The sequence below is a fragment of the Sphingomonas panacis genome, assembly GCF_001717955.1.
Taxonomy (GTDB): Bacteria; Pseudomonadota; Alphaproteobacteria; order Sphingomonadales; family Sphingomonadaceae; genus Sphingomonas; species Sphingomonas panacis.
The window spans coordinates 737,972-754,905 of the sequence record NZ_CP014168.1 but is presented as its reverse complement, the minus strand read 5'-3'; the positions used below and the strand labels follow the sequence as shown (position 1 = coordinate 754,905).

The following is a 16,934-nucleotide window of genomic DNA, read 5'->3' as shown; positions in this document are numbered from 1 at the left end:
CACCGATGCGCGGCGGGGATCATACCGCCGTGCCGACGACCATACCGATCCCGGCGGTCAACGCCATTGCCAGCGCCCCCCAGAAGGTCACGCGCAAGGTCGCGGTCCAGATCGGAGCGCCTCCGGCGCGCGCGCCGATACCGCCCAACAGCGCGAGGAACAGGAGTGAGCCGGTGGCTTCACCCAGCGCGAGCCATCGGCCGGGGACGATGAATATGATCGCCAGCGGCAGCGCGGCGCCGGTGGTGAAGGTGGCGGCGGACGTGAAGGCCGCCTGGATCGGGCGTGCGGCCGTGATGCGCGAGATGCCGAGTTCGTCACGGGCATGGGCTGCGAGGGCATCCTTCGCCATCAGTTGGCGCGCGACGACCTGGGCGGTCGCCGGATCCACGCCGCGTTCGACATAGATGCCGGCAAGCTCGTTCACCTCGGCGGCGATATCTCCCGCCAATTCGCCGCGTTCGCGCGCGAGGTCGGCCTGTTCGGTGTCCGATTGCGAGCTGACCGAAACATATTCGCCCGCCGCCATCGACATCGCCCCGGCGACCAGCCCGGCGGCGCCCGCAACCAGGATATCCCCCGGTTTCGCGGCGGCGGCGGCCACGCCGATGATGAGACTCGCAGTCGAGACGATCCCGTCGTTGGCGCCGAGCACGGCGGCACGAAGCCATCCGATCCGGGAGACGAGGTGTCGTTCGCGATGAACGGGCAGTCTGGTCATTGCGGTTCCAGTCCTTGGGGCACTTTGTCAGCATCTGGTCCGGCTGGCTTGCCGATCAGCGGTTGGGCGCGGTCGGTCGCTGCCTTCGCGCCGGTATCACGATGATAGATATCAGGCAGGTAGCGGATGCCGCCGATGTCGTCGGGCTCGGCCGTGAAATACGCGACATAGACCGGGATCGGCGCGGCCAGAGCGATGGTGCGCGTCCGGCCGGTGGCGACCGCCGCTTCCACGTCGGTGCGACTCCAGCCGGGCTGCTTCGCGAGGAGCGCGGTGACGAGGCCAAGCGCGTCCCCGACCCGGACGCAGCCGTGGCTATAGGCCCGAACGTCTTCGGCGAAGAGGTTCTGGTCGGGCGTGTCGTGCAGATACACGCTGAACCCGTTCGGCATGATCAGCTTCATCCGGCCGAGGGCATTGTGCGGGCCTGGGCGCTGGCGATAACGCCCGCCTTGCAGGACATAGCCTTTCCCGGCCGCTTGGGCCGGATGGTTGCGCAGCAGCGCGGCGGTGCTTTCTCGTGCGATCGAGGACGGAATCTCCCACCAGGGATTGAGGATCACACCCGCGACGTTCGCGGCGAATACGGGCGTTGGCGATGCTCTCTTCCCGACCACCACTTTCCATCGCCCGATCATGTGTCCGCCGTCCCAAAGCGTCGCTTCGAAGGCTGCCGTATTGACGAGCAGGTAGCGTGGCCCGAGCGCGCGCGGCATCCAGCGCCATCGATCCATATTGGCGGCAAGCGTGGCGCGGCGTGCCGAGTCGCTTTCCCGGTGATAGGCTGTGCGAAGCGCCGTATAGAACGGGTGGGCGGGACGCGCGGATTCGAAAAGCGCGTCGATCCGGTCCGTCGCCACGGCCTGTTCCACGCGCTTCGCGGCGTCGGGCTGATCGGTCGTATCGGCGATATGCCAGCCGGTTCGAAGCGCGGCGTTGCAGCAGCCATGCCGGTACGCTTCGAGCAGATGCGTGGCGGTGCTCGACGCGGCGGCATCGAGAGCGGCTGGTTCGCCCGCATCCATCGCGGCCTGGACGATGCTCGCTTGTGAGCTGACAGGCTCGAGTCCGTCGTCAGCGGCCGCATTGAGCCATCCGATGAGGCGGGTGGCCTGTGGTCGCGTCCAATGCGGCTGACCGCCATCGGCGGCTGGGGCAGCGGAAATCAACAGCGGAATGCAGCAGAGGAGAAGGATACGTACCATCCCGGTCTCATCAGCGGATGGGCGCGGCGTGCCTATAGGGATTTGTACGAAGCGCGGACCTCTGGGGGGCGGAAAGCCGGCACTACGTAGCAATCCGTATTGGGTCGGTGTCGGCATGCGAACAAAGCTGCCCGTGGTCAGCCCCGATCGGTGGGCGTTTCGCATCGATAACAAGGACCGCGCAATGGCTTATGCGACTGTAAATCCCTATTCGGGCGAGGTTCTTCAGACCTTTCCCGAAACGAGCGACGTCGAGGTTCAACAGGCTATCGCGCAGGGCGACCTTGCGTTCAAGGCGTGGCGCCAGACGACGTTCGCGCATCGCGCCGCCGTGATGCGCAGCGCCGCGACGCTGCTGCGGGGCGACGCGGACCGCTTCGCGCGATTGCTGACGCTCGAGATGGGCAAGCTGTTGAGCGAGGCGATGGCGGAGGTGGAACTCTCCGCCGCGATCTTCGACTATTACGCCGACAATGCCGAGCGTCTGCTCGCCCCCGAGCGGCTTCCGGTCGCCGACCCGGCCGAAGGCGAAGCGACGCTGGTCTGTGAGCCGCTCGGGCTGCTGCTCGCGATCGAGCCGTGGAATTTCCCCTATTATCAGATCGCGCGCATCATCGCGCCGCAGCTTTCCGCCGGCAACACCATCCTCCTCAAACACGCCGCCAACGTGCCGCAATGCGCGGCCGCGTTCGAAGCGCTGATGCGCGATGCCGGGCTGATCGCGGGCGGGTTCCAGAACCTGTACGCCAACCACGACCAGATCGAGGCGATCATCAACGATCCGCGCGTCCACGGCGTCGCGCTGACGGGATCGGAAACCGCAGGTGCGGTGGTGGCCGCGCAGGCGGGCCGCGCACTCAAGAAATCGACGATGGAACTGGGCGGCGCAGATGCGTTCGTCGTGCTCGCCGACGCCGATCTCGAAAAGACCGTGCCGTGGGCGGTGTTCGGCCGCCACTGGAACGGCGGACAGGTCTGCGTGTCGTCCAAGCGCATGATCGTCGTCGATCCGGTCTACGACGCGTTCCTAGACCGTTATACCAAGGGCGTTGCCGCGCTGCGCATGGGCGATCCGCTCGATCCCGGAACCACGCTCGCGCCGCTGTCGTCGCAAAAGGCGGCGGACGATCTCAAGGCGATGGTCGCGAAAGCGGTCGAACATGGCGCCACCGCCACGCCGGTCGGCCCCGAGGCACCCAACCGCGGCGCATTCGTGCAGCCGGTGATCCTCACCGACATCGGCGAGGACAATCCCGCGCGGCATTGGGAGTTTTTCGGCCCGGTATCGATGCTGTTCCGCGCGAAGGACGAGGACGATGCCGTGCGCATCGCCAATGATTCACCGTTCGGGCTGGGAGGATCGGTGTTCACGTCGGATACGAAGCACGGCGCCGAGGTGGCCGCGCGGATTTCGACCGGGATGGTGTTCGTCAACCATCCGACGATGGTGAAGGCCGACCTGCCGTTCGGCGGCGTCCGCCGGTCGGGCTATGGCCGCGAACTGCTCGGCCTCGGCCTCAAGGAATTCGTCAACCACAAGCTGATCGATGTCGTCGACATCGACGCACCGTTCTGAACGAGGGCAGGGATCATGGAAAAGACAATGAAAGCGGCGGTCGTCCGCGAATTCGGCAAGCCTCTGGTCATCGAGGAGGTGGCCGTGCGGATGCCGGGTCCGGGCCAGATCCTCGTCAAGATCGCGGCGACGGGTGTGTGTCACACCGATCTGCACGCGGCGGAAGGCGACTGGCCGGTCAAACCCAACCCGCCGTTCATTCCCGGCCATGAAGGCGTCGGCCATGTCGTCGCGGTCGGCGCGGGCGTCACCCATGTCAAGGAAGGCGACCGCGTCGGCGTGCCGTGGCTCTACACCGCCTGCGGGCATTGCGTGCATTGCCTCGGCGGCTGGGAGACATTGTGCGAGGACCAGCAGAACACCGGCTATTCGGTCAACGGCAGCTTCGCCGAATATGTCATCGCCGATCCCAATTACGTCGGACATCTCCCCGCCAACGTCGGCTTCGTCGAGATCGCGCCGGTGCTGTGCGCGGGCGTGACGGTCTACAAGGGCCTCAAGGTCACCGACACCAAGCCGGGGGACTGGATGGCGATCTCGGGCATCGGCGGGCTGGGCCATATGGCGGTGCAATATGCCAAGGCGATGGGATTGAACGTCGTCGCGGTCGATATCGACGACGCCAAGCTGCGGCTGGCCGAGGAGCTCGGCGCGACGCTGACGGTGAACGCGCGCAACACCGATCCCGCCGCGTTCATCAAGAAGGAGATCGGCGGCGCGCAGGGCGTGCTGGTGACGGCGGTCTCGCCGATCGCCTTCGCGCAGGCGATGGGTATGGTGCGTCGCGGCGGGACGGTCGCGCTCAATGGCCTGCCGCCGGGCGATTTCCCGCTGTCGATCTTCGATACCGTGCTCAACGGCATCACCGTGCGCGGTTCGATCGTGGGAACACGGCTCGACCTTCAGGAAGCGCTCGATTTCGCGGGTGACGGCAAGGTCCGCGCGACCGTGGCCACCGATACGCTTGAGAATATCAACGATATCTTCGGGCGGATGCATCGCGGCGAGATCGAGGGACGGATCGTGATCGACTTCGAGAAAGGGTGAAGCGCCCGGCGCAAGGCCACCGACTCGTCATGCGCCGGCCTGCCGTGCTGTCCTTCAGCACGGCAGGCCGGTTGATTCGTGGAGGGGAGCGCGTTGCGCGAAGGCTGCGGAGCCGGGACCGGTGGTTGAAAAATCGCGGTTTGAGCATCGCGACGGGGCGCGACCGGGGAGACCGACGGAGGCCACGCCAACCCGGCGCAGATGATCGTGCGCCGGGTTGGGTCGCTTCAACCCAGAATGCGCGACACTTCCTTGCGATGCGCCGCATGGAGCGCTTTCGCACAGATCTCCGTGGCCGCCTCGCGAACCCGCTCGAGCTGTTGTTCGGCATAAAGCTTGTCGAGACCTTCGACGACCGCATCGATGTGCAGATGCCGGGTGCTCGCCATCTGGAAGATCGTGCCGAGATAGTGATCGAAGCCTTCGCGAAGTGCGATCAATTGCCCCTGCTCGGCGAGCCACGCATCGGTCGAGGCCGATGTCGTGATGCCGAGCATATGGACTCCGGCGAGCAACGGCTTGGCCACGCGGGGATGGTCGCGATCCGGCTTGAACCCGCCGCCGAGGACGCGATCGACATAGCCCTTGATCATCGCCGGCGGGAGGCCGAACCAGATCGGGTAGATGAAGGTGAGTACGTCGCACCGCCGGATTTCGCGCAGATCATCGAGCGTCGCGAGCTGAGGCCCTTCGCCGATATATTCGAGGATCGGATCGAAGCGGACGGCGTAGAGATCGCGCAGGCACGCGACCTGGCCGCACGCCCGCACGGTTTCGCAATAGGTGGCGGCGATCTGGTGATTGAAACTGTCGCTGCGTGGATGGCACAGCACCACGAGATGCCGGATCGGTTCGATGGTCACGCAGGTGCCTCCTTCAATGTTTGATGAAGAGCGGGATCGGGCAATCGTCCAGCAAGCGCTCGGTCACGCCCCCGAACAGACCTTCGATAAGGCGCGCGTGGCTGTAGCCACCCATCACGACATAGGCGGGTTTGAGCGTGTCGATCCATTCGAGGATCAGGAAACCGGCCTTCTCGCCGAACGCCAACTCTTGATGCACATGATTGGCGATGCCGCGTTCCGACAGATACTCGGTCGCCTTCAGCGCGGGCAGGCCGAGCGAACCGTCGTCGATCTCCAGCACGGTGACCGACGCGGCATGACATAGCAACGGCATCGCCGCGAGCATCGCCTCGTTCGCGCCCGGTGATCCGTCCCAGAGGAGAAGGACGTCGCCGTGAACATGCATCCCAGCCGGCGTACCCGGCACCGCGAGAACCGGCTTGTTCGCGCGCACCAAGGTATCGCCGATGGCTTTGTGCATGGCGGGAAAGAGCAAGTCCCGTGGCGAACTCAGCACGACAAGGTCGGCGAGCGGCGCGACACGGGCGAGTTCGGTCGCCAGTTCGCCGCGACGCTCGATCCAGTCGTATCGGAGACCGCTGCGGTCGAGTTCGGCGCGGGCGGCGACGACCGCCTGCGTGGCGGTTTCCGGCTCCAGCACCATCGGCCCGAACAGCGGGTCGGCGCCAACCGACGCGATCGGAACGGTGAGGTCGAGGCAGAGCAACGTGCCGTCCAACGCGCGGGCGACATCGAGGGCGGCCTCCAGCCGCGATGCGAGGCCGGCGTCATCATGGACGAGCAAAAGGATCTTGTTCATTCTCCGGTCCCTCGGCTTCGGGTGATGGTCGTGCCGACCACCACGGTATCAGGCGGCGCGCCGCATCGACGTTGCTGCCGCCTCGCGCTGCGCGGTCTGCAAGGCTTCCATCGTTTGACGGCCGATTTCGCCGGCGTGTTCCGCAACGTGTTTGAAGCCGGTCTGGACGAAAGCGGTCCAGGCCTCCAACGCGTCGGTTGGAGAGGACGCGTCGGAGATCGCCTCGGCGAGCTTGAGGCCGTCCGCCGTGCGTTGATTCAGAAGCGCGAGCGCCTGGCGCTGGCGATCGATCACGGTCTTGAGCATGGTGGCCTGAAGACGTGGCCCCATCACCAGCAGCTTGCCGATTTCCGGGATGGCCTGCGTGACGGACGTCTCGCTCGTGGAATCGGATTGAGTCGATGCCGGCGCGTGCTGATCTTCACTCATGTCGATCTCCCGTCGAATGATCCAACGATGACGCCGATGTGCATCTTCGACGCCGCGCCCCGCTATACGGGATGTTACGCGGTATCGGTTGGCGGCGCGCCACCGGCCGATGGTGCCATGGCAAGAAGATCGGCCGCCGTGCCGACGTGGAGTTTGCGCATCAGGCGGCCGCGATGGTTCTCGACCGTGCGATGGCTGATCCCCAGTTCGATGCCGATCTGTTTGTTGGTCAAACCGCGCACGACCCCGTCGAGCACATCGCGCTCGCGGCGGGAAAGGCTCTCGAGCGTTGCCGGGCGGTGGCCCGCCGGCCGGAGCGATCCCGGCGCTGCCGACATCAGCCGATCCCCGGCCGCCGGGTGAGGCGCGCGACGGCATCGACCAGCGCATATTCACGCAGCGGCTTTTCGAACACGGCGGCGAAACCCGCGTCCCGTGCGTCACGCTCCAGCTCGGCCGACGCATAGGCCGAGACGAGGATCGCGGGGCCATCCCATTCCAGCGCCCGCATGGCCTTGAGGACGGCGATGCCGGTCTGGTCGTCGAGACGATAGTCTGCGACCAGGCAATCCGGCCTTCGCAGCGCGACATCGGCGAGTAGCGGCTGCCCCCCCGGATATGCCCTGACATCGAACCCCCGTGCCTGGAGGAGCAACTGCATGGAGCGACGCACCCCCGCATCATTTTCGACGATCAGGACTCTTGGCCGATGGCCCGCAGTTGATCCCGTAACAGCCTTCATTCGATGACCCTTGGCAAACGCCGCTATGTTGCGCGGCGCCAGGGTCCGGTCGTTACGTAAAGCTCCTAAGGATCACGCGCCCATACCTGCCGCGAAGGCGATTCTGAGCGCGTCCGAGAGGCTCCGCACATCGAGCTTGGTCATCACGTTCGCGCGGTGAACTTCGACCGTTCGCGGGGAGATGCCGAGATCATAAGCGATCGTCTTGTTGGGCAAACCCTGAGCGAGGCCGTCCAGCACCTCACGCTCCCGCGCCGTCAGACTGGCGAGTATGACCTCGGCTTCGGCGGCGCGCGCCGTCGCACCGTCGGTCGCGGCGATGCGTTCGAACGCGTCTTCGATGGCGGCGAGCAGCGCCGCCTTTTCAAACGGCTTCTCGAGGAAATCGACCGCACCCGCCTTCATCGCGCGGACCGCGATGCCGATGTCGCCGTGTCCGGTCATGATGACGATCGGCATCGTCACCCCGCGCTCGGCGAGCATGCGCTGAACGCCCAGCCCGTCGATGTCCGGCATCCGGACATCGAGCAGAATGCAGCCATATTCGACATGGCGAACCTCCTTGAGAAAGGCCGTGCCGGATTGCCAGGTTTCCACCACATAACCCGAGGTCTTGAGCATATACCCGGCCGAACGCCGGATCGCGTCTTCGTCATCGACGATGTGAACGTGTTTCTTATCGATCATTGTCGTCCTCCATACAGGCGCGAACCAACGTGAAATGGAAGTCGCTGCCGCCGCTCTCGCGCGGCTCCATCCAAATACGACCGCCATTGGCTTCGACGATCGTGCGGCATATCGAGAGACCAAGGCCCATCCCCTCGGCCTTGGTGCTGACGAAGGCGGTGAAAAGCTGAGCGGCGATCGCTGGCGAAACCCCCGCGCCGGTGTCCGATACCGTCACCCGCACCATTTCGGCAGCTTCCGCGCGGGTCGAGACGACGAGACGCCGTGTGTCGCTCCCGCGCATCGCTTCGCAGGCGTTGCGGATGAGGTTGATCAACACTTGTTGGATCTGGACGCGATCGACCAGTACCGGCGAGGCGTAGGGATCGAGATCGAACGCCGGTTCGATCCCCTGTTCGCGCGCGCCCATCAGGCCGAGGACGGACGCCTCGTTGATGAGGCTCGGCAACGGTTCGACGGTTTTTTCGACTTCGCCGCGCGACACGAAATCGCGCAGGCGCCGGACGATACGCCCTGCGCGCAGCGCTTCCTTCGCGGTATCGTCGAGGGCCTCGCGGATCATCGGAAAGTCGTCGGGATCGGGTTCGGCGAGCTGATCGCGAACCGCCTCGACATAATTGGCGATCGCGGTGATCGGCTGGTTGAGTTCGTGCGCCAGAGTCGACGCCATCGTCCCCATCGCGCTGACCCGGGAGACGTGGATGAGTTCCGACTGGAGCGTTTCCAGCCGCGCTTCGGTCTGCCGACGCTCGGTGAGGTCGCGGATGAATCCGGTGAAGATGCGCTGGCCACCCCCTGCCGCCTCGCCGATCGCCAATTCCATCGGGAAGGTGGTCCCGTCACGGCGCGCGCCGAACACCACGCGGCCGATGCCGATGATTCGCCGCTCCCCGGTTTCCAGATATCGACGGATATACCCATCGTGACGTTCCCGATCGGGCGATGGCATCAAGACACTCACGTTCTGCCCGACCACGTCGTCTTCGCTGTGCCCGAACAGCGTCTGGGCGGCGGTGCTGAACGACAGGATGATGCCCGCCGCGTCGATCACCACCATCGCGTTAGGGACGGTCGAGAGGATCGAACTCAAGTGACTTTCGCGCGAGCGCATCAAGTCCTCGGCGGCGCGGCGTTCGGTGATATCGGACACGATTTTCGCAAAGCCGCGCAACGCGCCGCCCTCGTCACGAAGCGCCGTGATCGACACCGCCGCCAAAAATTCGGACCCGTCCTTTCGCAGGCGCCAGTCCTCTTCTTCGAAACGCCCTTCGGCCGCCGCCCGCGCCAGGCCGATTTCCAACTTGTTCGCGGCGATGGCGTCGGGCGGATAGAACAACGCGGTATGTTGCCCGATCACCTCGGCCTCGCTCCAACCCTTGAGGCGTTCGGCGCCTTCGTTCCAGATCGTGACGTGCCCGCCGGGATCGAGCATGTAGATGGCGTGGCCGTGCGCGCCATCGATCAACAGATTGAGTTCCTCTGCGACGATCGTGGCGCGGCGATCGCTTCGGATCGCGGCGCGGCGCGCGCGATTCAGCACGCCGCCCGCCAAAATGATACCGGCGGCAGTCAGGACGAAGGCGATGGCTTCAACCAGATCGGCGGTGCCGAAGGCGCGCGCGCCCGAAAAATAGCACCCGAACGCGAGCGACAGCACGGCCGCCGCGGTTGCCTCGGCGGTTCCGCTCCAGATCACGGTCATCAGGATCGCAAACGAGAAGGGAAGAAAAGCGTCGCGCTCGCCCAACACCGGCTGCAACGCCCATCGCGCGGCGGCCGTCAGCAGTACCGTCAGGACAGCGAAGCCGTAGCGTGCGAGGGCGGGGCGCCGATCGGGCGGCATCAGTCTGTTTCTCGCGTCGACATCGCCTCGCGGACCTCGGCTGTTATCGGCATCGCAGCCGCCGCCGCGCCTATACACGTTTCTGAAGCGCATCGAAATACTTGAAAAAGCCTGTTTCCGTCCAGCCCTCATGCCATGTTGCATTGCGACAGGTTGCTTTCGGTCGACATGCGGGAAACTACGCATGGCCGGTGCATATCGTCAGGAGCAAGGTCGGTCTCGCAGTTCCCAACGGGTGAGATACACGATGACGATCCGCAACCTATCCCCTCTGCTGCGACCCACCAGCGTCGCGTTGATCGGCGCATCGGCCCGTGCCGGCGCGATCGGGGCGGTCGTGCTCGAGACCATGCGCTCCGCAGGGTTCGCTGGCACGATCTATGCGGTCAATCCGCATCCCGTGACACAGGATGGTGCGGTTTGGGTTCCGTCCATCGCGGCACTCGGCAGCGCGCCAGACCTTGCGATCATCATGACGCCGGCGCCGACGGTTCCGGACATCATCGCCGAACTCGGCCGCATCGGCACGCGCTGCGCGGTGGTGATCTCGGCCGGGATCACCGAGGCCAACGGCCTTCGCCAGAAGATGCTCGACGCGGCCAAGCCGCACGGCCTTCGCATCGTCGGCCCCAATTGTCTCGGCATCGTGGCGCCGCACGCGCGGCTGAACGCAACCTTCGCACGCAGCCCGGCGACTCCTGGGCGGCTGGCGTTCATCTCGCAGAGCGGCGCGCTCGTCACCGCGATGCTCGGGTGGGCGCAGACCCGCGATATCGGATTCTCCGGCATCGTCTCGGCGGGTGACATGGCGGATGTCGATCTCGGCGATCTGATCGACCTGTTCGCGGTCGATCCGCATACCGATGCGATCCTGATGTACGTCGAAGGTGTCACGGACGCCGCCAAGTTCATGGCGGCCGCGCGCGCGGCGGCGCGGATCAAGCCGGTGATCGCGATCAAGGCCGGCCGATCGCCCGAGGCCGCCAAAGCGACACTCTCCCATACCGGGGCTTTGGCCGGATCTTACGAGGTCTACCGCGCCGCGTTCGACCGTGCCGGCATCGTCACGGTGGAGACGCTGTCCGAACTGTTCGACGCGGCGGAAATCCTGACGGCCGGGCCGGCGGGAGCCGGTGAGCGGCTCGGCATCGTCACCAACGGCGGCGGCGCCGGTATTCTTGCCGTCGATGCGCTGCCCGACGCGGGCGCGTCGCTTGCGACGCTGTCAAGCGAGACGATCGCCACGCTCGACGGCGCACTGCCCGAGGGTTGGTCGCGGAGCAATCCCGTCGATGTCATCGGCGATGCCGGGCCGGAGCGGTATCGGGTGGCGGTGAAGGCGCTGTTGGCCGACCCCGCGGTCGACGCGTTGTTGATCATGAACTGCCCTACCGCCCAAAACGACGCCGCCGCGATCGCAGCGGTCATCGCCGACGAGGTCGCCGGCGCGCGTGCCAAGGCGATCGACAAACCCGTTCTCGTGAGCTGGCTCGGCGACATGAACACGAAGCCGGTGCGCGACGCGATGAACCGTGCGCGGATACCCGCTTATGCGACACCGGATGATGCCGTCCGCGGGTTCGGATATCTCCTCGCCGCCGCGCGCGCCCGACATGCGCTGACGGATGCGCCCGCCGCGACGCGCGAGACCACGGTCGACATCGCAGCCGCCCGGCATGTCATCGCCGAGGTCAGGGGGGCGAAGCGCACGGTCCTGAACGAAGTCGAGGCCAAGGCACTGTTGGACGCCTTCGGCATTCCCACGGTCCCGACCCGGCTGGCGCGATCCGTCGGAGAGGTCGGCGAGATGTGTGGTTTCCTAACCCCGCCCTTCGCGGTCAAGGTGGTTTCGCCCGAGCTCAGCCATAAGTCGGACGTCGGCGGCGTCGCGCTCGACCTTCACGACCGGAAGGCCGCCGAGGCGGCGGCGGCGGCGATGGAAACGCGGATCACGCGCGAGCATCCCGAGGCGTGGATCGAGGGATATTCCGTCCAGGAGATGGTCGTGCGCCCGCATGCCCATGAGCTCATCGCCGGGATCGCGACGGACCCGACGTTCGGGCCGCTGGTGATGGTCGGCGCCGGCGGAACCGGCGTCCAGATTATCGACGACACCGCGCTCGATCTCGTGCCGATCGACCATGCGCAGGCGCATGCCCTGATCGGACGGACGCGCATCTCGAAGCTTCTCGCCGGCTACAGAAACGTGCCCGCCGCGGATACCGATGCGGTCGCGGGCGTGCTCGATGCGTTGTCGGCGCTGTGCGTCGCGCTTCCCGACGTCATCGAACTCGACATCAATCCGCTGATCGTCGATCAGCATGGGGTGATCGCGCTCGACGCGCGCGTTCGGATCACGGCGTCCGCGGACACGCAGCCGCACCTCGCCATCGCGCCGACGCCGCTACACTGGGCAGCGGAGCTTGAGACGCGGAGCGGCTTGCACATCTTCGTGCGCCCGGTGCGCGCCGACGACGAAGCGCTGCTTGCCGAATTTTTCGAGCATGTCACGCCGGAGGATCTGCGGTTTCGCTTCCTGAGCAGCGTCGATCACGTCGGCCATGATCGTCTCGCGATGATGACGCGGGTCGATTATCGCCGGACGATCAGCTTCCTGGCGTTCGACCAGACGCGGACGTCGGTCATCGCGACCGCGATGCTCGCGACCGATCCCGACCGGACCCATGCCGAGGTCGCGCTGGTGACACGGGCGGACATGAAGGGGCGAGGCGTAAGCTGGTCGCTGTTCGCGCACGTGCTGCGCTATGCCCGCGCCGAGCGGATCGGAACGGTCGAGGCGATCGAATGCGCGGATCATGAAGCCGCAATCCGAATGGAGCGTGAAATGGGCTTCGTCGCGGAGGCCGACGCCGATGATCCGAGCATGCGTATCGTCCGTCGGCTGTTCTCAATGGAGGAGGCGGTGTGAAGAAGCGTCTTCTCGTCATTGACGGGCATCCGGACGCTGATCCGGCGCGGTTCGTTCACGCGCTCGCCAAGCGATACAGCGACGGGGCCGAGCAGGGTGGCCACGAGGTTCGGACGATCAAGGTCGCGGAGCTTGGCTTTCCGCTGGTTGCCTCGCGCGTCGATTGGGAAAGCGGCGATCTTCCGCCCGACATTCGAGACGCGCAGGACGCGATCGCCTGGGCCGACCATCTGACCATTTTATATCCCTTGTGGCTCGGTGACATGCCCGCGCTGCTGAAAGGGTTTCTGGAGCAGGTGATGCGGCCCGGCTTCGCGTTCGTCGCGCGCGAAGGCAAGCTGCCCGAGAAGCGGCTGAAGTCGCGCACGGCGCGCCTGGTCGTGACGATGGGAATGCCGGCTCTGTTCTACCGCGCTTATTATGGCGCGCACAGCGTGAAGAGTTTCGAGCGCAACATCCTGAGGTTCGTGGGTATCCGGCCGTTCGCGCATGTCCTGATCGGCAATGTCGAGGGCAACGCCTCGGCGCGGGCGGGGTGGCTCGATGATCTTTTCGATTTCGGCGAGGCCGGAATCTGATCGTCCCGCGCACAGTGTTTCAGATGGAGGCAGGAATGACACATACCGATCCCAAGGCAGCTCCGCTGCACGTCGTCATTCTCTGCCATCCCGATGACAGCAGTTTCAACGCGTCGGTCGCCCACGCATATTGCGATGCCGTGCGCGCCAAAGGGCACCGGGCGATCCTGCGAGACTTGTATGCGATGGGCTTTCACCCCGTCCTCAAGGGCGAGGAACGGCCGGGGCCGACATTCCGTCTGTTCCCCGACGTGGCGGACGAACTCGCGATCCTTGAGGACGCCGTCGCATTCGTCTTGGTCTATCCAATCTGGTTCGGGACACCGCCGGCGATGCTCAAAGGCTATGTCGAGCGTGTGCTGGGTTCGGGCGCGACAGTGCAGGACGTACAGGCCGGGGCGGCGAAAAGCGTGCTGACCGGCAAGGTGATGGTCAGCTTCACGTCCTCGGCCATGCGCGAAGTCTGGCTGAGCCTGCAGGGGCAGGTCGAGGGGCTGCGGAGCTGTTTCGACCATTACATCAAACACGCCTTCGGGCTGAGGACGGCGCGTCACGTCCATTTCGAGCAGATCGCCCCGGGCATGGATGCGCGCTTCGTGCGCCTGTGTCTCAACGATGTGCGTCTCGAAGCCGACAAGGTGATCCGCGAGCTTGGCGAAGCGCCGGCGGGTGTCGGGATGGAATGACTAGACCGAACGAAGACGCGGGGCGTCAGCCGTGATGATGTTTCGCGGCGTGCGGCCGAACGGCTGACCGGATCAACGCCATTCCGGGTATCAGCGGCAACCACAAGGTCAACACGCGCAGCACGATGGTCGCCGCGACCGCGGTTTCGAAGGGTATGCCGAGCAGGCGCAGCGTCCCGATGCAGGTCGCCTCGAAGCTGCCGAGGCCGAGCGGCACGGGCCCCAGCGTGACGACGATCGAGGCCATGATCAGCGCGATGAAGGCGGTGCCGAACGGCACGGTCGCGCCCAGGCCGCGCAGGCAGGCATAGAGTGTCGCCGCGTCTGCGACGAAGATCAGCGCGTTGAAGCCGGCCACACGCGCCAGCAGCGCGCGGTCGCGCAACAGGTCGCCCGGTGCCGCCGCGACGGTATCGAGCAGCGAGCGCACCACGGCGATGCGTTCAAGTCGCGGCGGGAGCGGCGCGCTGCCGCGGTGGCGCAACCATAATGCGAGGCCGGGAATCGCGATCGCGACGAGCAGGAACATCGTTACCAGACCTGCCATCAACGGCGTGGCGCGATCGTGCAGCCACAGCAGCACCAGCATCGCCAGCGCGAACAGCGCATACGCGGCGTAATAGCCGATCATCGAGACGAGCAGCGCGGCGATCGCCGTTCCGCGCGCCACGCCGATCGCGCGAAGCTGATCGACCAGCAGAACGTTGCCGCCCATGCCCGCACTCGGCAGCGCCTGATCGGCGAAGAGTTTGGTCACCGCGATCCGCATCAGCCGGCGCAGCGGCCGGGGTGTTCCAGCGCGTCGCAACACCGCCGACCAGCCGGCCGCGACGCTCGCATAGGTCGAGATCTGAAACAGGATCGCGGCCAGCAGCCAGGCCGGCTCGACCCGCTTCAGCAGGTCGCCGAAGCGTTCGATCTCGCCCCAGTGCAGCACCGCGCCGACGAGCGCGCCGGCCAGGACCAGCCCGAAGAACCAGCGGCGCCAGCCCATACCTTTGGCGGGAACCGTGTCAGCGCGAGAGGACATAGCCGCCGGGTGCAGGCCCGAGCGGCGCGTAGCCCGCCTCCGCCTTTCCCACGCCCGGCGGCGGGGCGGGCTGGCCTGAGCGCTCGTCGAGCCATGCGGCCCAGGCCGGCCACCAACTGCCGTCCTGCTCGCGCGCCGACGCCTGCCACTCTTCGGGATCGAGATGCCCGCGCGTCGCCGGATGCGTCATGATGCGGAAATGCCGCCCCGGGTGTCCGGGTTCCGAGACGATGCCGGCATTGTGGCCGCCGCTGGTGAGCAGGAACGTCACCTCGGTATCAGTCAGCAGGTGGATCTTGAACACCGACCGCCACGGCGCGACATGATCCCATTCGGTTCCCACCGCGAAGATCGGCACGCGGATGTCGCCCAGCGCGATCGTCTTGCCATCGACCCGGTAACGGCCCTCGGCGAGATCATCGTCGAGAAAGAGCTGTCGCAGATATTGGCTGTGCATCGCCTGCGGAAGTCTGGTTCCGTCGGCGTTCCACGCCATCAGATCGTTCATCGGCACGGGCTCGCCCATCAGATAGCCGTGGATGACGCGCGACCAGAGCAGATCGTTCGATCGCAGCATCTGGAAGGCGCCGCCCATCTGGCGGCTGTCGAGATAGCCTTGTGCCCACATCATGTTCTCGAGGAAATGCACTTGCGCGGCGTCGATGAACAGCCCGAGCTCGCCCGGTTCGCTGAACTCCGTTTGCGCGGCGAACAGGGTCATCGTGGCGAGCCGCGCGTCGCCATCGCGCGCCATCGTCGCCGCGGTGATCGCGAGCAAGGTGCCGCCAAGACAGTAGCCGGCGGCATGAACGGTGTCGTGGCCGGTGATCGCCGTGACGGCGTCGAGCGCTTTCATCACGCCAAGTCGGCGATAGTCGTCGAAGCCGATGTCGCGGTCTTCGCGGCCGGGATTGCGCCAACTGATCATGAACACGGTGAAGCCTTGCCCGACCAGCCAGCGCACCAGCGAATTCTCCGGGCTGAGATCGAGAATATAATATTTCATGATCCAGGCCGGGACGATCAGGATCGGCTCCGGCCGGACCGTCGCGGTCGTCGGGCTATACTGGATCAGTTCGATCAGATGGTTGCGGTAGACGACCTCGCCGGGCGTGACCGCGACCTCCACCCCCGGCCGGTAGGCGTCGGCACCGGCCGGCCGGTCGTAGGACCATGTGCGGCGGAGATCCTCGACGAAATTGGCGGCGCCGTCGATCAGGCACTGGCCGCCCGTCGCCGCGATGCGCCGCTGCACCACCGGATTGGTGGCGATGAAGTTCGACGGTGCCATCACGTCGAGCAGTTGGCGCATGGTGAAGCGCACCATATCCTCGTGGCGTGGCGTCACACCGCCGACGGCGCTGGCGCTCCGGTCGCACCATTGCTGGCCGAGCAGAAACCCCTGTTCGATCAGGTTGAACGGCCATGCCTGCCAGTCCGGGTCGGTGAAGCGTCGATCCTGCGGTAGCGGATCGATCGCCGCCTTGACCGGTGCAGATGCGATGGCGACGTTGCACGCATGATCGAGGAAACGCAGCATCTGGCGCTCGGCCTTCGCGGCAAGCTGAAGCTGTCGGCCCGGCGAGATCGCGAGATGGGTGAGCCAGTCGAGAAACGCCGCGCCGAGCGACGCCGGGGACAGGCCCCCCGTCAGCCGCGCCAGCGCGGCGCCGGTCGCGCGGTCGATAACGTCGGCGACGCCGTCGAGCGGATCTTCGCTCGCCGGGCCGCTACTGCCGTACATGTCCACATTCTTGATTGCCATTGCCGGCCACTCCGCAGGTCGTCGATCCGGT

The 16,934-nt window shown here is 66.0% G+C and carries 16 protein-coding genes; 5 read left to right on the top strand and 11 right to left on the bottom strand.

Annotation, left to right across the window (positions count from 1 at the left end; genetic code table 11):
- Positions 1-19 precede the first annotated feature (19 nt).
- Entirely contained in the window at positions 20-721 is a 702-nt protein-coding gene (locus tag J0A91_RS03460) for a VIT1/CCC1 transporter family protein (protein ID WP_069203746.1), read from the bottom strand.
- A complete protein-coding gene (locus J0A91_RS03455) occupies positions 718-1,926 on the bottom strand; it encodes a L,D-transpeptidase family protein (protein WP_069203745.1) in 1,209 nt (402 codons plus the stop codon). The genes J0A91_RS03460 and J0A91_RS03455 overlap by 4 nt, the downstream gene beginning before the upstream one ends.
- 184 nt (positions 1,927-2,110) lie before the next feature.
- Between J0A91_RS03455 and J0A91_RS03450 the strand changes: the two genes are divergently transcribed.
- Positions 2,111-3,502, top strand: a complete 1,392-nt coding sequence (locus tag J0A91_RS03450) for an NAD-dependent succinate-semialdehyde dehydrogenase (protein WP_069206994.1) — start codon at positions 2,111-2,113, stop codon at positions 3,500-3,502.
- Between the two features lie 15 nt (positions 3,503-3,517).
- On the top strand, positions 3,518-4,549 hold the full coding sequence (gene adhP, locus J0A91_RS03445) for an alcohol dehydrogenase AdhP (RefSeq protein WP_069203744.1): 1,032 nt from the start codon (positions 3,518-3,520) through the stop codon (positions 4,547-4,549).
- Between the two features lie 227 nt (positions 4,550-4,776).
- Here the strand turns inward: adhP and J0A91_RS03440 are convergent, their stop codons facing one another.
- From J0A91_RS03440 to J0A91_RS03410, 7 genes are all read right to left on the bottom strand, one after another.
- A complete protein-coding gene (locus J0A91_RS03440) occupies positions 4,777-5,412 on the bottom strand; it encodes an NAD(P)H-dependent oxidoreductase (protein WP_069203743.1) in 636 nt (211 codons plus the stop codon).
- Between the two features lie 13 nt (positions 5,413-5,425).
- Positions 5,426-6,214 (bottom strand): universal stress protein, encoded by a 789-nt coding sequence (locus J0A91_RS03435; protein ID WP_069203742.1) that lies wholly within the window; start codon positions 6,212-6,214, stop codon positions 5,426-5,428.
- Positions 6,215-6,262: 48 nt separating this feature from the next.
- Positions 6,263-6,643 carry a phasin family protein gene (locus J0A91_RS03430; protein WP_069203741.1) on the bottom strand — a complete coding sequence of 127 codons (381 nt, stop codon included), beginning with the start codon at positions 6,641-6,643 and terminating at the stop codon, positions 6,263-6,265.
- Between the two features lie 74 nt (positions 6,644-6,717).
- Positions 6,718-6,981, bottom strand: coding sequence for a response regulator transcription factor (locus tag J0A91_RS03425; protein ID WP_069203740.1), 264 nt, complete (start codon positions 6,979-6,981; stop codon positions 6,718-6,720).
- Complete coding sequence (locus J0A91_RS03420; protein WP_240502186.1) at positions 6,981-7,304, bottom strand: response regulator; 324 nt, start codon at positions 7,302-7,304, stop codon at positions 6,981-6,983. The genes J0A91_RS03425 and J0A91_RS03420 overlap by 1 nt, the downstream gene beginning before the upstream one ends.
- 153 nt (positions 7,305-7,457) lie before the next feature.
- Entirely contained in the window at positions 7,458-8,072 is a 615-nt protein-coding gene (locus tag J0A91_RS03415) for a response regulator transcription factor (protein WP_069203738.1), read from the bottom strand.
- On the bottom strand, positions 8,062-9,915 hold the full coding sequence (locus tag J0A91_RS03410) for a PAS domain S-box protein (protein WP_083224478.1): 1,854 nt from the start codon (positions 9,913-9,915) through the stop codon (positions 8,062-8,064). Before J0A91_RS03410 ends, J0A91_RS03415 begins: the two co-directional genes overlap by 11 nt.
- A 247-nt stretch (positions 9,916-10,162) precedes the next feature.
- Here J0A91_RS03410 and J0A91_RS03405 point away from each other — a divergent pair, with 247 nt between their 5' ends.
- Genes J0A91_RS03405 through J0A91_RS03395 form a run of 3 tightly spaced genes read left to right on the top strand, consistent with a single transcriptional unit; the run spans position 10,163 to position 14,108 of the window.
- Complete coding sequence (locus tag J0A91_RS03405; RefSeq protein ID WP_069203737.1) at positions 10,163-12,844, top strand: bifunctional acetate--CoA ligase family protein/GNAT family N-acetyltransferase; 2,682 nt, start codon at positions 10,163-10,165, stop codon at positions 12,842-12,844.
- The gene (locus J0A91_RS03400) at positions 12,841-13,422 is read left to right on the top strand and encodes an NAD(P)H-dependent oxidoreductase (protein WP_069203736.1); all 582 of its coding nucleotides are present in this window, start codon (positions 12,841-12,843) and stop codon (positions 13,420-13,422) included. The genes J0A91_RS03405 and J0A91_RS03400 overlap by 4 nt, the downstream gene beginning before the upstream one ends.
- A 35-nt stretch (positions 13,423-13,457) precedes the next feature.
- Positions 13,458-14,108: an NAD(P)H-dependent oxidoreductase gene (locus J0A91_RS03395; protein ID WP_069203735.1), complete on the top strand. Its 651-nt coding sequence runs from the start codon at positions 13,458-13,460 to the stop codon at positions 14,106-14,108.
- 25 nt (positions 14,109-14,133) lie between these two features.
- Here J0A91_RS03395 and J0A91_RS03390 read toward each other — a convergent pair whose 3' ends face one another.
- Positions 14,134-15,138, bottom strand: a complete 1,005-nt coding sequence (locus J0A91_RS03390; RefSeq protein WP_069203734.1) for a lysylphosphatidylglycerol synthase transmembrane domain-containing protein — start codon at positions 15,136-15,138, stop codon at positions 14,134-14,136.
- Positions 15,122-16,903, bottom strand: a complete 1,782-nt coding sequence (locus J0A91_RS03385; RefSeq protein WP_240502185.1) for a PHA/PHB synthase family protein — start codon at positions 16,901-16,903, stop codon at positions 15,122-15,124. The genes J0A91_RS03390 and J0A91_RS03385 overlap by 17 nt, the downstream gene beginning before the upstream one ends.
- Positions 16,904-16,934 lie beyond the last annotated feature (31 nt).

Bases quoted from the DNA above. Each gene is read 5' to 3' on its own strand.
- J0A91_RS03460 (WP_069203746.1), bottom strand. From the start codon at position 721: ATGACCAGACTGCCCGTTCATCGCGAACGACACCTCGTCTCCCGGATC.
- J0A91_RS03410 (WP_083224478.1), bottom strand. From the start codon at position 9,915: ATGCCGCCCGATCGGCGCCCCGCCCTCGCACGCTACGGCTTCGCTGTC.
- J0A91_RS03415 (WP_069203738.1), bottom strand. From the start codon at position 8,072: ATGATCGATAAGAAACACGTTCACATCGTCGATGACGAAGACGCGATC.
- J0A91_RS03430 (WP_069203741.1), bottom strand. From the start codon at position 6,643: ATGAGTGAAGATCAGCACGCGCCGGCATCGACTCAATCCGATTCCACG.
- adhP (WP_069203744.1), top strand. From the start codon at position 3,518: ATGGAAAAGACAATGAAAGCGGCGGTCGTCCGCGAATTCGGCAAGCCT.
- J0A91_RS03425 (WP_069203740.1), bottom strand. From the start codon at position 6,981: ATGTCGGCAGCGCCGGGATCGCTCCGGCCGGCGGGCCACCGCCCGGCA.
- J0A91_RS03435 (WP_069203742.1), bottom strand. From the start codon at position 6,214: ATGAACAAGATCCTTTTGCTCGTCCATGATGACGCCGGCCTCGCATCG.
- J0A91_RS03385 (WP_240502185.1), bottom strand. From the start codon at position 16,903: ATGGCAATCAAGAATGTGGACATGTACGGCAGTAGCGGCCCGGCGAGC.
- J0A91_RS03390 (WP_069203734.1), bottom strand. From the start codon at position 15,138: ATGTCCTCTCGCGCTGACACGGTTCCCGCCAAAGGTATGGGCTGGCGC.
- J0A91_RS03455 (WP_069203745.1), bottom strand. From the start codon at position 1,926: ATGGTACGTATCCTTCTCCTCTGCTGCATTCCGCTGTTGATTTCCGCT.
- J0A91_RS03420 (WP_240502186.1), bottom strand. From the start codon at position 7,304: ATGCAGTTGCTCCTCCAGGCACGGGGGTTCGATGTCAGGGCATATCCG.
- J0A91_RS03405 (WP_069203737.1), top strand. From the start codon at position 10,163: ATGACGATCCGCAACCTATCCCCTCTGCTGCGACCCACCAGCGTCGCG.
- J0A91_RS03395 (WP_069203735.1), top strand. From the start codon at position 13,458: ATGACACATACCGATCCCAAGGCAGCTCCGCTGCACGTCGTCATTCTC.
- J0A91_RS03450 (WP_069206994.1), top strand. From the start codon at position 2,111: ATGGCTTATGCGACTGTAAATCCCTATTCGGGCGAGGTTCTTCAGACC.